The sequence below is a fragment of the Amycolatopsis vancoresmycina genome (genome assembly GCF_000716785.1).
In the GTDB taxonomy this organism is placed as follows: domain Bacteria; phylum Actinomycetota; class Actinomycetes; order Mycobacteriales; family Pseudonocardiaceae; genus Amycolatopsis; species Amycolatopsis vancoresmycina.
On the sequence record NZ_JNYY01000010.1, the window covers coordinates 19202 to 34808 of the forward strand.

Annotated in this window: 13 protein-coding genes; 3 read left to right on the forward strand and 10 right to left on the reverse strand. The window is 71.6% G+C overall.

The annotated features are described in order from the left end of the window. Nucleotides 1-49: 49 nt before the first annotated feature. The 9 genes from mutM to rsmD all read right to left on the reverse strand — a co-directional run bounded on the left by mutM (nt 50) and on the right by rsmD (nt 6937). Nucleotides 50-907, reverse strand: coding sequence for a bifunctional DNA-formamidopyrimidine glycosylase/DNA-(apurinic or apyrimidinic site) lyase (gene mutM, locus OO60_RS24540; protein ID WP_003090639.1), 858 nt, complete (start codon nt 905-907; stop codon nt 50-52). Between the two features lie 43 nt (nt 908-950). After that, complete coding sequence (locus OO60_RS24545) at nt 951-2306, reverse strand: polysaccharide lyase 6 family protein (RefSeq protein WP_003090637.1); 1356 nt, start codon at nt 2304-2306, stop codon at nt 951-953. An 89-nt stretch (nt 2307-2395) separates the two neighbouring features. Next, entirely contained in the window at nt 2396-3145 is a 750-nt protein-coding gene (gene rnc / locus OO60_RS24550) for a ribonuclease III (RefSeq protein WP_209441401.1), read from the reverse strand. Between the two features lie 13 nt (nt 3146-3158). Beyond that, nucleotides 3159-3341 carry a 50S ribosomal protein L32 gene (gene rpmF, locus OO60_RS24555; protein ID WP_003090635.1) on the reverse strand — a complete coding sequence of 61 codons (183 nt, stop codon included), beginning with the start codon at nt 3339-3341 and terminating at the stop codon, nt 3159-3161. Between the two features lie 74 nt (nt 3342-3415). Continuing rightward, the gene (locus tag OO60_RS24560; RefSeq protein ID WP_003090634.1) at nt 3416-4018 is read right to left on the reverse strand and encodes a YceD family protein; all 603 of its coding nucleotides are present in this window, start codon (nt 4016-4018) and stop codon (nt 3416-3418) included. 165 nt (nt 4019-4183) lie between these two features. Then, complete coding sequence (locus OO60_RS24565; RefSeq protein WP_003090632.1) at nt 4184-4912, reverse strand: DivIVA domain-containing protein; 729 nt, start codon at nt 4910-4912, stop codon at nt 4184-4186. A 118-nt stretch (nt 4913-5030) separates the two neighbouring features. Beyond that, a complete protein-coding gene (locus OO60_RS24570; protein ID WP_003090630.1) occupies nt 5031-5717 on the reverse strand; it encodes a ribonuclease domain-containing protein in 687 nt (228 codons plus the stop codon). Nucleotides 5718-5847: 130 nt separating this feature from the next. Beyond that, a complete protein-coding gene (gene coaD / locus OO60_RS24575; RefSeq protein WP_003090628.1) occupies nt 5848-6333 on the reverse strand; it encodes a pantetheine-phosphate adenylyltransferase in 486 nt (161 codons plus the stop codon). A gap of 43 nt (nt 6334-6376) precedes the next feature. Then, on the reverse strand, nt 6377-6937 hold the full coding sequence (rsmD, locus tag OO60_RS24580) for a 16S rRNA (guanine(966)-N(2))-methyltransferase RsmD (protein WP_205624193.1): 561 nt from the start codon (nt 6935-6937) through the stop codon (nt 6377-6379). 124 nt (nt 6938-7061) lie between these two features. On the opposite strand from rsmD, the gene OO60_RS24585 reads away from it, so the two are divergent. After that, entirely contained in the window at nt 7062-9176 is a 2115-nt protein-coding gene (locus OO60_RS24585; protein WP_003090624.1) for a HelD family protein, read from the forward strand. A gap of 264 nt (nt 9177-9440) precedes the next feature. On the opposite strand, the gene OO60_RS24590 is transcribed toward OO60_RS24585, so the two are convergent. Next, nucleotides 9441-13232 carry an nSTAND1 domain-containing NTPase gene (locus tag OO60_RS24590; protein WP_476726803.1) on the reverse strand — a complete coding sequence of 1264 codons (3792 nt, stop codon included), beginning with the start codon at nt 13230-13232 and terminating at the stop codon, nt 9441-9443. A 141-nt stretch (nt 13233-13373) separates the two neighbouring features. On the opposite strand from OO60_RS24590, the gene OO60_RS24595 reads away from it, so the two are divergent. Both OO60_RS24595 and OO60_RS24600 read left to right on the forward strand, forming a co-directional pair. Beyond that, a complete protein-coding gene (locus tag OO60_RS24595) occupies nt 13374-14366 on the forward strand; it encodes an LLM class flavin-dependent oxidoreductase (protein ID WP_205624192.1) in 993 nt (330 codons plus the stop codon). Nucleotides 14367-14811: 445 nt separating this feature from the next. Then, entirely contained in the window at nt 14812-15606 is a 795-nt protein-coding gene (locus OO60_RS24600; RefSeq protein WP_003090618.1) for an MlaE family ABC transporter permease, read from the forward strand. Nucleotide 15607: the final 1 nt, after the last annotated feature.

Below are 15607 nucleotides of genomic sequence, written 5' to 3' on the forward strand. Positions count from 1 at the left end.
CCTCAGCTACCAGGCATATTCATCCTAGCTGAAAGACACCTCCCATTTATCAACCCGAGTTCGCCCTCGGCCGCGGCTGGCAGCGCGGGCACGAGAACGACGAACGGTTCATGAACGGCTCGCGCCGGATCGCCGTGCCGCACCGGTGGCACGGCAGGCCTTCCTGCCCGTACGCGTCCAGCGAGCGGTCGAAGTACCCCGACTGCCCGTTGACGTTCACGTACAGCGCGTCGAACGACGTGCCGCCCGCGCCCAGCGCCGCGTTCATCACGTCCGACGCCGCCGAGAGCAGCTCGCGCCCCTTCGCCATGGTCAGCTTCGTGGTCGGCCGGGACCAGTGCAGGCGAGCGCGCCACAGGGCTTCGTCCGCGTAGATGTTGCCGATGCCCGACACCAGCGTCTGGTCGAGCAGCGCCCGTTTGACCTCGGTGCGCCGCGACCGCAGCGCGCGCACGGCCGCGTCGAGGTCGAACTCCGGGTCCATCGGGTCGCGCGCGATGTGCGCGATCGTGTCCGGCAGCAGGACGTCGTTGAGGTCGTCCAGCGCCAGGCCGCCGAACGTCCGCTGGTCGACGAACCGCAGCTCCGGCCCGTCGTCGTCGAAGCGCAGCCGCACCCGCAGGTGCTTCTCGTCCGGCGCGCCCTCCGGCTGGACCAGCATCTGCCCGCTCATGCCGAGGTGGGCCAGCAGCGCCTCCTTGTCGGACAGCTCCAGCCACAGGTACTTGCCGCGGCGCCGGGCCGCCTCGACACGGGTGCCGGCGAGCCGCTGCGCGAAGTCCTCCGCGCCCAGGGCGTGCCGGCGGATGGCGCGCGGGTGCAGGACCTCCGCTTCGCGGATGGTCCGCCCCGCGACGTGCGCCTGCAGCCCCAGGCGGACGACTTCGACCTCGGGAAGTTCGGGCATGCGGCCATTGTGCCCGGGGGGTACGACAGTTTTCGAAAGGCGCCTAGGAAGCGGCCGGTCCGACGTCGGCCTTCGTCAGCGGAACCCGGGTCGTCCCCGAGGCGAAGTACTCGTCGGCGCCGACGTCGAAGGGGCTCGTGCGGGCCTGCAGGTCGAAGTCCTTCGCCGCGTACGGGTACGACCCGGTGCCCGCGTCGATCGCCGGGCTCCCCGAAGCCAGCCGGTAGAGCCCGGCGGCGTCCTTGACCAGCTTCGGGTCGACGTTCCGCGACGGGATCCCCGCGGTGCCGCCGAAGGTGATGTTGCCCTCGTACTTGACGGTCGACCCGCTCGGCAGCGTCACGAGCGTGCCCGAGCTCCCCTTGACGATGTTGTCCGCAACCACGCAGTCCTTCGGCTTGAAGTTGCCGCCGTCGCCGTCGATGACGCTGCTCGACCCGATCAACGTGTTGTAGGCGACGGTGTCGCGGTCCGGGCGGTCGTGCAGCTTGCTCGTCGGCCCGCTGTCGGCTTCGTCACCGGAGCCGAACACGATCGCGCGCCCGCCGGAATTGGCCACGTAGTTGTTGACGATCTTGTGGTCGTTCCCGTGGAAGCGGATGCCCGAGCCGAAGAGCACGTTCCCCTCGACCGTGCTGCGGTTGCCGTGGCGCAGCACGATGTAGCCCTTGCTGTCGCGGATGGTGTTGTAGCGGATGACGTTGTCGGACGACTTGACCGAGATCGCCTCGATGTCGCCGTCGGCCTTCTCGAAGAGGTTGTTCTCGACGACCGCGTGCGCGGAGTAGGACTGGTGGTTGCTCAGCCCGAGCCGGATCGACTCGCCGCCGTTGTCGCCGGAGAACTGGTGGTTGTAGAAGTAGTTGTGGTGCACGTGGACGTTCTGCGCCATGGCGTCCGACGGCCCGAGGATCTGCAGGAACACGCCCTGGCTGGTGCGGTTCTGGAAGACGTTGTGGTCGACCTCGGTGTCGTCGCCGTTGACCGACACCCAGTTGCCGTCGCCGGTGAGCTGGAAGTCGTTGCGGGACAAGCGGTTGTGCGACGCCCCGGCCGGAACGCTCAGCGCAGCGCCGTTGCGGAACTTGAAGCCCTGCAGCACGACATTGTGGACTCCCCCGGCGAAGGAGAACGTCTTCGAGCCGGTGATCGTCGCCTTGCCGGTGTGTTCGGCGGCGATCGTCACGGGCGCCGAACCGGTGCCGGACCGCTTGATCGACAGCGTCGAGCCCGCGGAGTAGCTGCCGTCGGCGAGGACGATCGTGTCCCCGGGGTTCGCCTTGTCCATCGCGGACTGCAGCGCCGGCAGCGACGTGACGCGGATCTGCGCGGCCGACGCCGCCGGGCCGGGCACGACGACGAGCGCCGCGGCGAGCAGGGGAACGAAGAGCAGACGCATTCCGCCAACCTCTCAGTCAGGAACGAGCGCGGCGGACGGCCACACGTTACTGAGCGGTTCGGGAAATCGTCAACGGAGGTTCCCGCTGATCAGGACTCCGGCTCGGCCGGCTTCTGCGCCTCGAGTTCGGCGGACAGCGAACGCCAGGCCGTCTCTGCGGCCTTCTGTTCGGCTTCCTTCTTCGTCGACCCGGTGCCGTGACCGAGCGGACGGCCGGCGACCAGCACGGTGGCCGTGAACTCCTTGCGGTGGTCCGGCCCGGTGTCCTCGACCTTGTACTCGGGCACGCCGAGACCGGCCGACGCGGTCAGCTCCTGCAGGCTCGTCTTCCAGTCCAGCCCGGCCCCGCGCAGCGGCGCTTCGGCGAGCAGGCCGTCGAAGAGGTGATGCACGAGCTTGCGCGCGATCTCGATGCCGTGTTCGAGGTACACGGCACCGATCACCGCCTCCAGGCCGTCGGCGAGGATGCTCGCCTTGTCCCGGCCGCCGGTGAGCTCTTCGCCCTTGCCGAGCAGCAGGTGCGCCCCGAGCCCGCCCTCGCCGAGCCCGCGGGCCACCCGCGCCAGTGCGTGCATGTTGACCACGCTGGCGCGGAGCTTCGCGAGCTGACCTTCGGGCAGGTCGGGGTGGGTGGTGTACAGGTGATCGGTGACGACGACGCTGAGCACGGCGTCACCGAGGAACTCCAGCCGCTCGTTCGGCGGCAGACCCCCGTTTTCGTACGCGTACGAACGGTGGGTCAGCGAAAGCCGGAGCAGCTCGGGGTCGAGGGTGACCCCGAGCGCTTCGAGCAACGGCGCCGGATCGGCTGCGGGTCCCCCGGACGTCTTGCCCCCCATGTCGGCTACCCGATCAGGCGGGCTCGACGACCTGGCGGCCGTTGTGCTGGCCGCACGACGGGCACGCGACGTGCTGGAGCTTCGGCTGCTTGCAGGCGCGGTTGGAGCAGGGCACCAGCTGCACCGGAGCCGCCTTCCACTGGCTGCGGCGGGAGCGCGTGTTGGATCGCGACATCTTCCGCTTCGGGACGGCCACGAGTAGATCTCCTTATGACGGTCTGCTCGCGGTCGTGCGAGCGAACTTTCCTCCGGAACGAGCTGGGGCGCTCGTCAGGCTTGCTCAGCTGGGCCCGGCGCAGGCTTTTCGCCCGCGTTCTCGTCGAATCGCTCGACGAGTGCGGCCCACCGAGGGTCTATCTTCTCATGCCCGTGTCCGGGCTCGAGATCGGCCCACTTGACACCGCAGTCCGTGCAGAGGCCGGCACAGTCCTCGGTGCACAGCGGAGCGAGCGGAAGCGCCAGCACGACGGCGTCGCGGACGATCGGTTCGAGGTCGATCCGGTCGTCGACCAGCCGGGGGATCTCGTCCTCCTCGGTGGTCTCCTCGGTGACCGAGCCGGGGTAGGCGAACAGCTCCTGCACCTCGACCTCGACCTCCTCGGTGAGGGGGTCGAGACAGCGCGCGCAGGTGCCCTTCGCGGTGGCTTTGGCGGTCCCGCTGACGAGGACGCCTTCGACGACGGACTCGAGGAGCAGGTCGAGTTCCAGCTCGGAGCCGGCTTCGATGGTGATGACATCGGGGACGCCGAGCGGCGTCTCCACCGGCACGCTGCGCCGGACGGCGCGGCTCAGGCCGGCGTGACGGCCGAGCTCACGGGTGTCGATCACCCACGGGCTGCGGTCGTCGAGCTGGGGGGTCTTGTTCTCGGACATCCCGTCCAGGGTACGCACCGTTCGCCACCCCTTTTGAGCTGGGACGGCCCGGCGGGCGCCCGCAGTGTCGCGAATGACTCATTCGGGACGTCGGAGGTCCCGAATGAGTCATTCGCGACACTTGAGGCGGGGTGCGCGGGGCAGGCGGAGCGGCTGAGAAGCTCGTCACACCTGGTAGTCGTACAGCGTCGGCCGCCCGCCCGAGCTGGGCAGGTTCGCCGGGGAGCGCAGGTGGTTGCGGCCCGAGTCCACCGTCCGCAGCGTCGTCGCCAGCAGCTCCGAGAACTCCGCCAGCTTGCCGTCCACATACGCGTCGCAGTCCGCGCGCTGGCGGTCGGCCTCCGCGTGGGCCTCGTCCACGATGCGGGCCGACTCCGCGTGGGCCGCCTGCACGACCTCCGTCTGGGCCACCAGGCGGGCCTGCTCCGCGCGGCCGTCCTCGATGGCCCGGTCGTACGCGTCGCGGCCGGCCTGGATCATGCGCTCGGACTCCGCGCGCGAGCGGTCGGTCAGGTTCTGGTACTCCGCCTGGCCCGCCGCCACCGTGCGGTCGGCCTGGTCGTGGGCGTCGGCGAGCATCTGCTCCGCGCGGGCGCGGGCGTCGGCGAGGATGCGCTCCGCCTCGTCGGTCGCGTCGGCGATCGTGCGCTCGGCCTCGGCGTTCGCGCCCGCCACCGTTTCGCCGGCCTCTTTGCGGGCGGCGTGGATCAGGTCGTCGCGCTTGTCCAGGACGTCCTGCGCGTCGTCGATCTCCGCGGGCAGCGCGTCGCGGACGTCGTCGAGGAGTTCGAGCACGTCCCCCCGGGGCACCACGCAGCTGGCCGTCATCGGGACGCCGCGCGCCTCCTCGACGATCGTCACGAGCTCGTCGAGCGCCTCGAAAACCCGGTACACGGCAACTCCAATCCCCTGTCGCTGTGCACCAGTCTGCCCGCATCCGGCGCGGAAGCGGTGAACGCGACCGGCGCCGGGCGTGTCCCCCTGCGGCCACGCCCGGTGACCGGCGCGAAGATCAGGAGTTCAGGTCGATCCGCTTGAAGGTCGCGTAGTGGTCGGGCGTGTAGGCCAGCTCGCCCGCCTTGCCGGAGATCACGCGGTCGTTCGTGCCGACCGCGAACAGCTTGTAGTAGCCCGACGCGCAGGACGGCAGCACGCCTTCGCGGTTCTCGTACGTCGTGCCGGTGGCCGTACCGCCGCGGACGTTGTTCACGACCGTCTTCGCCGCCGACGACAGCTGGGAATAGCCGATCTTCGCCAGGCCCGACAGGTCGCCGCACGCGTGCGTCGTGCCGCCGCCGACGTCGATGACCTGGAAGGTCGCGTAGTGGTCGCCGGTGTAGAAGTACTCGCCGGCGCTGCCCGTCACGATGCGGCGCGTGCCGCGGGTGCTCGAGCCGGGCGTCGGCACCGTGTACTCGTGGTAGTACCCCGACGCGCAGGCCGGGAGGACGCCTTCGCGGTTGTCGAAGACGACGCCGTCGTTCTTCGGGTACGGGAACGGCCCGTTCGTCTGGATCAGGTTGTACGTCGTCGTCGCTTCGGCCGGGAGCGCCGAGAGCGTCGTGTGCGAGAAGCCGGACAGGTTCCCGCACGCGTTCTGCGCGGCGACGGCCGGAGACGGCGCGGCAGCGACCCCGGCGAACAGCGTCGCCAGGAGCGCGAACAGGACGGCAGCCAGGCGCGATCGGTAGTTGGTCATTTTCGGACCGTAGCCCGATCGGATGATCGTCGGGAGACGTCGACGTGAACTCCGCCACCACCGGGCCGAAGTCCCGACGAACGGACGGGGCCGAACGACGGGAACCGGACACGGCGTCCCTTGTGGAGGATCAGCCCCCGAGCTTCGGGAACTTCTCCGAGAGGCGCTCGTAGACGATCGGTGGCACGAACCGCTCGATGTCCCCGCCGAGCGCGGCGACCTCCTTGACCAGCGAACTGGACACGAAACCGTACGCCGGGTTGTTCGCCATCAGCAGCGTCTCGACGCCGGTGAGCTCGCGGTTCATCTGCGCCATCTGCAGCTCGTAGTCGAAGTCGCTGACCGAGCGCAGGCCCTTGGCGACCGCCGCGATGTCGTTCTCGCGGCAGTAGTCGACCAGCAGGCCCTCCCACGAGTCGACCCGCACGTTGGGCAGCTTCGCGGTGATCTCGCGCAGCATCTCCAGGCGCTCCTCGATCTCGAAGAGGCCCTTCTTGTTCTTGTTCACCCCCACCGCGACGACGACCTCGTCGAACAGCCGGCTGGACCGCTCGATGATGTCGAGGTGGCCGTTGGTGGCCGGATCGTAGGAACCGGGACAGACCGCACGCCGCATGGCGCGGACGCTACCGTGCCGGCCCCGGTTTCCGCCGCGTGGCTCACGCCACAGCGGTGTACTCCGCCCAGAAGACCGCCGTGTCCCCGTACTTCTTCGCGCGGGTCGGCTCGAAGCCCGGCGGCCAGTCCGGCTCGCCGTCGCGGGCCGCGCGCTCGATCACCACCAGGGCCGACGACCCCAGCCAGCCGCCCGCCGCCAGCGCGGCCAGGACAGCCCCGAGTTCCGCCGCGCCCACCGCGTACGGCGGGTCGGCGAGCACGAGGTCGAACGCGGCCGGCGCGGGCGCCGCGACCACCGCCTCGACCTGCCCGGCCCGGACCGTGCCGCCCAGGCCCAGCGCCGTGACGTTGCCGCGCAGGACGTCCACCGCGCGCCGGTCGGCCTCGACGAACAGCGCGTCGGCCGCACCGCGCGAGAGGGCTTCCAGGCCGAGCGCGCCGGACCCCGCGTAGAGGTCGAGGACGCGGGTGCCGTCGAGCTCGCCCGCCGTCTCCAGGGCGTTGAACAGGGCTTCCCGCACGCGTTCCGACGTCGGCCGGGTGCCCTTCGGCGGCACCTTCAGCCGCCGTCCGCCCGCCGTCCCGGCCACGATCCTGGTCACCCCCCGATTGTGCGGGGACGGCCTGCCACGCGGATGACCGGGACACGGGTGTCCCCGCCGGGGCCACCGCGTAGAGTCGTTCTTCGCCCTCGGAGGCGTTCCCAAAGCTGTCAAGGAGCCATGCGTGTCCGAACCTCGGGTCAGACGGGCCGAGATCGCCATCGAGCAAGCCCACGTCGATCGCGTGTACACCCGTCTGGACGAACTGCGGGTGCAGGCCGAGGCCATGCGCACGAAGGGCTACGAGATCGGCCAGGGAGCGCAGCGCGAGGCGATCTTCGAGCAGGCGTCGATGCTGTTCGAGCGCGACATGATGGTCTACCACGCCAACCAGACGCTGCAGACGCTCGACGCCGAGTACGAAGGCCTCGTCTTCGGACGGCTCGACGACCGCGAGGGAGAACGCACCTACGTCGGCCGGCTCGGCATCCGCGACGCCGAGTTCGACAACCTCGTCACGGACTGGCGCGCGCCGGCCGCGGCGGCGTTCTACCAGGCCACGGCCGAGGAGCCGATGGACGTCGTGCGGCGGCGCGTGATCCGCTGCTCGGGCCAGAACGTCCTCGACGTCGACGACGACGTCCTGATCGCCGACGCCGTGCCCGAGGACATGCAGATCGTCGGCGAAGGCGCGCTGATGGCCGCGCTGGGCCGCTCGCGCGGCGAGAAGATGCGCGACATCGTCGCGACCATCCAGAAGGAGCAGGACGAGGTCATCCGGGCGCCGTGGCGCGGCGTCACCGAGATCACCGGCGGCCCGGGCACCGGCAAGACCGCGGTCGCGCTGCACCGCGCCGCCTACCTGCTGTACCGCTACCGGCGTCAGCTCGGCGGGGCCGGCGTGCTGGTCATCGGGCCGTCGGGGGTGTTCACCAGCTACATCTCGCGGGTCCTGCCCTCGATGGGCGAGACGAACGTCGAACTGCGCGCGCTCGGCGAAGTCCTCGACGGCCTGGAGGCGACGCGGCAGGACGCGGCGCCGCTCGCCGCCGTCAAGGGGTCGCTGCGGATCCGGAAGGTGCTGCTGCGGGCCCTGCGCGACACGCCGCCGGAGGCGCCGGAGGAGATGCGGATCGTCTACCGCGGCGAGGTGCTGAAGCTGGGCGCGCGGGAGCTGGAGAAGATCCGCCGCAAGGCCCACACGCAGGGCGCGCCGCCGAACCGGTCGCGGATCCGGGCGGCCGAGCTGCTGCTGGACGCCCTCGCCGCGAAGGCCGAGGAGCACGCGAAGGACGACGGCAGGCAGATCGACCGGGCCGAGCTGATCACCGACCTCGGCGAGCGGATCGACTTCCACCGCTTCCTCGTCGTGTGGTGGCCGGTGCTGTACCCGGCGCAGATCCTCAAGTGGCTGGGCGACGAGAAGCGGCTGGCGTCGGCGGCGAAGGGCATCCTGAACCGCCCGGAGATCTCGATGCTGGCCACGGACTTCGCGGACCGGTCGCGGGGCTGGTCGATCGCGGACGTGGCGCTGCTGGACGAGCTGCGCGTGCTGATCGGCCCGCCGCCGAAGCGCAAGCGGCGCCAGGTGATCGAGGTGGAGCCGGAGCGCTCGGGCGGCGCGCCGACCCGGCCGGAGCACTACGACGAGTACTCGCACGTGGTCGTCGACGAGTCGCAGGACCTGTCGCCGATGCAGTGGCGGATGGTGGGACGCCGCGGCAAGTACGCGAGCTGGACGGTGGTCGGCGACCCGGTGCAGAGCTCCTGGCCGGACCCGGCGGAGGCGGCTTCGGCGCGCGACCAGGCGTTCGGCGTCAAGACGGCCCGGCGCCGGTTCACGCTGCGCACGAACTACCGCAACTCGGCGGAGATCTTCGACCTGGCGGCGAAGGTCGTGGCCGGGCACGCGGAGTCCGGCGAGCTGCCGGTGGCGGTCCGCCGCACCGGAGTCGAGCCGGAGGTCCGCCCGGTGGAGGCGGCCGGTCTCGCGGCCGCGACGCAGGCGGCGGTGAAGGAACTGCTGGGCGCGGTCGAGGGCACGGTCGGCGTGATCACGGCGATGGACCGGGTGCCGGAGGTCACGGGCTGGCTGGGCGGCCAGGCGGACGAGCGGCTGAAGGTCGTCGGCAGCCTGGATTCGAAGGGCCTGGAGTACGACGCGGTGGTGCTCGTGGAGCCGGTGGACCTGATCACCGAGTCGACGACCGGCCGGCGGGTGCTGTACGTGGCGCTGACCCGGGCGACGCAGCAGCTGATCGTGCTGGCCTCGAACCCCGACTGGATCCCGGCCGCCTGACCCCTGCCGCGGCTTGTCGTGAGTGGTAAGGCGGGTTCTAACCCGCCTTACCACTCACGACCAGGCCGCGGCAGGACACGGTGGAGACGCTGAAGGGCCCCTTCGCGGGGCGGGAGGCGGGTTTCCCGTGCCCTCGAAGGAGCCCTTCAGACCCCCGGTGAATGAACGTAGTGGGGACGTCCGGCGTCCGAGGGCATGTCTAGCCGATCCGGGTTGTTCGGTGTCCGCGCCCGGGCACCGAACAACAACGCCGAACAACCCCGGTCAGGGGCAGGGTGGCGCGTAGTCCAGGTCCGGCAGGCTCGCGGCCCACTCCGCTTCGGTGATCCGCGGCGACACCGCGCGGCAGATCCGTTCGGCCGCCCGGTCCGGGTCGGCCTCCCACAACCGGACCGTGCCGTCCGCGACCGCTCCGGCCAGTGTGTGGCCGTCGGGCGCGTACTGCACGGCGTAGACGCGGTCGCGTTGCTCGGGCAGGACCGCGTACGGTGCCGCGCCCGCCACCTCCCACAGCCGGATCGTGCGGTCGTAGCTGCCGGACGCCAGCGTCCGGCCGTCGCCGCTGAACGACACCGACATGACGATGTCCGTGTGGCCGTTCAGCACCGCCGGGGGTGGCACGTGCGCCGGGTCCGCCACGTCCCAGAGCCGCACCGTGCGGTCCGCGCTCGCGGTGGCGACGTGCCGTCCGTCCGGGCTGAACGCGACCGAGAACACCGTGTCGGTGTGGCCCGCCAGCTTCGCGAGCAGCCTCGGGGCGTGCGGCGCCGAGACGTCCCACAGCCGGGCGGTGTGGTCCCAGCCCGCCGTCGCCAGCGTCCGGCCGTCCGGGCTGAAGGCGAGCGTGTGGACGTCGTCGTCGTGGCCTTCGAGCTTCGCGATCTCCACCGGGTGCGCGCGATCGGCGAGCTCCCAGAGCCGGGCCGTGTGGCCCTGACCGGCGGTGGCGAGGAACCGGCCGTCCGGGCTGAACGCGACCGCGTCGATGTCGTCGGTGTACTGGTTGAACACCACCGGCGGACCGGGGTGGGCCGGGTCGGTGATGTCCCGCAGCGCCATCGTGTGGTCCCAGCTGCCGGTGGCCAGGGTGCGGCCGTCCGGGCTGATCGCGACCCCGCAGACGGCGTTGCCGAAGCCGCCGATCGTCGCCAGCGTCCGCGGTGCGCGCGGGTCGGCGAGGTCGTGCAGCCGCACCGTCTCGTCGTAGCCGCCGGTGGCCAGCAGGCGGCCGCCGGGGCCGAAGGCGATGTGGCACGTCTGGGCCGTGTGCGCCGGGATGCCGGGGCCGGGCAGGTCCCACAGCCGGGCGGTCTGGTCGTCGCTGGCCGTGACCAGCGTGCGGCCGTCGGGGGTGAACACCGCGGAGACGACCGCGCCGATGTGCCCCGGCAGGGACGGCAGCTCGCGCGGCTGCCGCGGGTCGGCGACGTCCCACAGCCGGGCCGTGCGGTCGAAGCCGGTGGTGGCCAGCGTGCGCCCGTCGGCGGTGAAGGCGACCGAGCGCACGATCGCCTTGTGCGTGGTCAGCGAGGCCAGCTGCGCCGGGTGGGCCGGGTCGGCGACGTCCCACAGCCGCACGGTCTGGTCCTGACTCGCCGTGGCGAGCGTGTGCCCGCCGGGGGCGAACGCGACCGCGTGCACGACGTCGGTGTGCCCGGCCGCGACGCCGAGCTGACGCCGCGAAGCGACGTCCCAGATGCGGGCCGTCTTGTCGGCCGACGCGGAGGCGAGCAGCCGGCCGTCCTGGCTGAAGGCCAGGTTGTTGACGTAGGAGGTGTGCCCGGTCAGCTCCCCCGCCGGCCGGGGGCGGGCCGGGTCGGTGGTGTCGTACAACCGGATCGTGCCCTGGACGTCGGCGGTCGCCAGCAGCGGCCCGGCCGGGCTGAACGCGACCGCGTACGCCTTGCCTTCGTGCGCTTCGACCGTGGTCCCGGCGCCCGGCCGGGCCGGGTCGGCGACGTCCCAGACGCGGACCGTGCCGTCGAAGCCCGCCGTCGCGACGGTCCGGCCGTCGGCGGCGAAGGCGACGTTGTTGACGTTGCCGGTGTGCCCGGTGAGCACGCCGAGCGGCACCGGGTGGTGCGGGTCGTGGACGTCCCAGAGCCGCGCGGTGCCGTCCCAGCTGGCCGTGGCGAGGACCCGCCCGTCCGGGCGGAGGGCGGCGGTGTTGACCCGCCCGGTGTGCCCGGTCAGCCGCGTCGAGTAGGGCGACCCGAACATGCCGAGCAGGCCGCTGCGCTCGTCGGAGCCGGGATCGAGGCGGTAGGCGGCCAGCGCGAGCTGCGCGGCCAGCGCGGGGTTGGTGGCGCGCATGGCCAGCGCCTGGCCGGCGACCTTCTGGGCGAGGGCGTCGTTGCGCTGCTCGGTGGCCGTGGTCTCCGCGCGCACCGCGTAGACGGTGGCGGCCACGGCGAAGACCAGCAGCACGGCCAGCAGCGCGACCAGCTGGCGCAGCCGCCGCGTGCGGCGCCGGTCGCGTTCCTGCTCGGCGTGCTCGACGGCGAGGCTCGCGTCGAGGAACCGCCGTTCCCGCCGGGACAGCGCCGAGTCCTGGCGCGCGGCCCACTCCCGGGCGATGGCCAGGCGGGTGCCGCGGTACAGCCAGCCCGGGTCCTCGCCGACGGCTTCCCAGGCGTCGGTGGCCTCCGTGAGCTGCCGGTGCACGCGCAGGCCGTCGCGGTCTTCGGTGAGCCATTCGCGCAGCCGCGGCCAGCCGCGGATCAGGGCTTCGTGGGCGATCTCGATGCCGGTGTCGTCGAGGGTGACCAGCCGGGCGGCGGCCAGCTCGCCGAGGACGACGGCGGTGTCCTCGTCGTCGGTGTCCAGCTCGGCGCGGCCGATGCGCCGCTTGGTGTCCTCGGTGCCTTCGCCGAGCGCGGTCATGCGGAGGAAGATCTGCCGCGCCAGCCGCTGCTGGCGCGGGGACAGCTTCGCGTAGGTGTCTTCCGACGTCTGCGCGATGGCCCGCTCCACGCCGCCGGCCGACTCGTACGCGGTGAGCGTCAGCGTGGTGCCGCGGCGGCGGCGCCACGTCTCCAGCAGCGCGTGCGAAAGCAGCGGCAGGACGCCGGGCTGGCCGGTGGCGTCCGCGACGAGCCGCGAGACCAGGGCGGTCTCGACGCGGTACCCGGCGTCGACCGCGGGCCGCGAGATGGCCTGCCGGAGCTCCTCGGTCGTCATCGGGCCGACCAGGACCTGGGCATCCTGCATGGCCTCGGCGAGCCGCGCGTGCCGGGCGCAGTGGGTGTAGAAGTCGGTGCGGATGCCGAGGACCACGTGGGTGCGGCTGCCGGGCGCGGTGGTCGCGGTGAGCAGCGCGTCGAGGAACCGCTTCCGCTCCTCGTCGTCCTGGCAGAGCGTGAAGACCTCCTCGAACTGGTCGACGACCAGGACGAGGTCGGCGTCGCCGCCGTCGGCCAGCTGGCGGGCGGCGAGCCCGAGGTGGCCCGGCTGCGCGGTGAAGTCGTCGAGCAGGGCGCCGGGCGGGACGCCGAGCGCGGCGGCGAACTTGACCGCGCACTCCTGCAGCGGCCGGGCGCCCGGGGTGAGCAGCACGGCCGGGCCCTTCACCGAGGGCAGCAGCCCGGCCCGCAGCAGCGACGACTTCCCCGAGCCGGACGCGCCGAGAACCGCGAGAAACCGTTGTCTCGCGAGCCGTTCGACGAGCTTTTCGACGAGCCGCTCCCGCCCGAAGAATCGGCCGGCGTCGGCCGGGGTGAAAGCGGCCAGCCCGACGTACGGCGGATTTTCCCCGGGTTCCCGCTCGGGTGGTGAACCGGCACCGTCCCGGCGGGACTCGTCGGCGACGGCGTGCCAGCGTTCTTCCCATTCCCCCGGCACCCCACCGCAGGCCCGGACGTAGGCCAGAGTCACCGCCAAGCTGGGGAGTTTCCGCCCGCCGGCGGCTTCCGACAGCGTCCCGGCCGAGTAGTGCGCGCGCCGCCCGAGCTCGCGGTAGGTCGGATTTCCGGCGCTCTCGCGCAACCGCCGCAGATCGGCGGCGAATTCGGTCAGCAGATCGTCCCCGGGGTCCAACGGTCGTTCCGGACGCGGCACCCGTCCTCCTGTTTTTCCTTTTTCCGGATGGCCCACCGTAGCCGGGTCACGGGCCGTTCCGGGGCCGTTCGGCGAGAGCGGCGTGAAGATCGTCACCGCCGTCCGGGAAGCAACCGGGCCACCGGGGCGTTGGACCCGGTTGTGAGCTCACTGCCTGACGTGCCGCTGTCCGTGCTCGACCTGTCCCCCGTCGCCGAGGGGAACACCGTCGGCGAGACGCTGCGCAACACCCTGGACCTCGCCCGCGCCGCGGAGCGGCTGGGCTACCACCGCTACTGGCTGGCCGAGCACCACAACATGCCCGGCATCGCCAGCTCGGCCACGGTCGTGCTGATCGGGCACGTCGCCGACGCCACCGAGCGGATCCGCGTCGGCTCGGGCGGCATCATGCTGCCCAACCACGCGCCGCTGGTCGTCGCCGAGCAGTTCGGCACGCTGGAGGCGTTCCACCCCGGCCGGATCGACCTCGGCATCGGCCGCGCGCCCGGCACCGACCAGCGGACGGCGCTGGCGCTGCGGGGGCCGGGCGGGCTGTCGGCGGAGAACTTCCCGGAGCACCTGCAGGAGCTGATCGGCTACTTCACCCATTCGGAGGCTCGCGGCGTCAACGCCGTGGTGGCCGAGGGCAACCAGCCGCCGGTGTGGCTGCTCGGTTCGAGTGGTTTCAGCGCCCAGCTGGCCGGGCGGCTCGGGCTGCCGTTCTCCTTCGCGCACCACTTCGCGGCCGAGAACACCCTCCCGGCCGTGCAGCTGTACCGGGAGAACTTCCGGCCCGGCGTGCTCGACGAGCCGTACGTGATGCTCGGCGTGTCCGTGGTCGCCGCGGAGACCGACGAGCGCGCCCGGTTCCTGGCCGGCCCTTCCGGGCTGACGTTCCTCAGCCTCCGCCGCGGCCGCCCGATCGCGCTGCCGACGCCCGAAGAGGCCGCGGAGTACCCGTACACCGAAATGGACCGCGCGTTCCTGGCCGAGCGCTTCGGTTCCAGCATCGTCGGCTCGCCGGAGACCGTCCACAAGGGACTGGAGCAGCTCCTGGCCGACACCGGCGCGGACGAGCTGATGGTCACCACGATGGTCCACGGCCACGCCGACCGCGTCCGCTCCTACGAACTCCTCGCCGCCCTCAAGTCCTGACCCGTACCCAGCCGGTCGGTTCGCGTACCCGCACGGTCGGTTCGCGTACCTGGAGGGTCGGTTCGCCGGCCGACCCTCCAGGTACGCGAGCCGACCCCCGGGGTACGCGAACCGACCGTTCCGGTACGCGGGAATGGACAAACGCGGGGGGATCGTAAAGGGCCGGTGCGGGCGGGAGCGGAGGTTCTTTTCCTCCGTTGACAACAAGATCGGGTCCGTTTGTCAGCGTCGGACAAGAAATGGTGCGGTTACCAGCCCGTGACCCCGTGATCCTGCTCAAGTTCTTGTCTCCCAGCAAGGCCGTCGTTAGCGTACCGACCAGTAGGAAACGGCACGGTGCCCCCGAGACCGTGAATGGCCGACCATTGTTAGCCCGTTCGGTCCATTTCCCCTTGGTCATCTCGGGTGTATTCGGCGTGCCGCCGAAACCGCTGGAGGCACACGAATGGCCGAACGGACGACGACGGCGTCGTTCCCGGGGGCGGCCGCACTGCGGCAGACCGGACGGCTCTACGGGCTCGGCCTCGACGTCGTCCGGCTGACCTTCCGCCGCCCGTTCCAGGTGCGCGAGCTGATCCAGCAGTTCTGGTTCATCGCGAGCGTGTCGATCCTGCCGACGGCGCTGGTCTCGATCCCGTTCGGCGCGGTGATCGCGCTGCACATCGGGTCGCTGACCACGCAGATCGGCGCGCAGTCGTTCACCGGCGCGGCGAGCGTGCTCGCGATCATCCAGCAGGCCAGCCCGATCGTCACGGCGCTGCTCATCGCCGGCGCAGGCGGCAGCGCGATGTGCGCCGACCTCGGCTCGCGCACCATCCGCGAAGAGATCGACGCGATGGAAGTGCTCGGCGTCTCGCCGATCCAGCGGCTCATCGTGCCGCGGGTGCTCGCCGCGATGGGCGTCTCGGTCTTCCTCAACGGCATGGTCAGCGTCGTCGGCGTGCTCGGCGGCTACTTCTTCAACGTGATCATGCAGCACGGCACCCCGGGCGCCTACCTGGCCAGCTTCTCCGCGCTGGCCCAGCTGCCCGACCTGTGGATCAGCGAGATCAAGGCCGTCATCTTCGGCTTCGTCGCCGGGGTCGTCGCCTCCTACCGCGGGCTGAACCCCAAGGGCGGCCCCAAGGGGGTCGGCGACGCGGTCAACCAGTCCGTGGTCATCACGTTCTTGCTGCTGTTCGTGCTGAACCTGGTGCTCACCACCGTCTACCTGCAACTCGTGCCGCCCAAGGGGAGCTAGA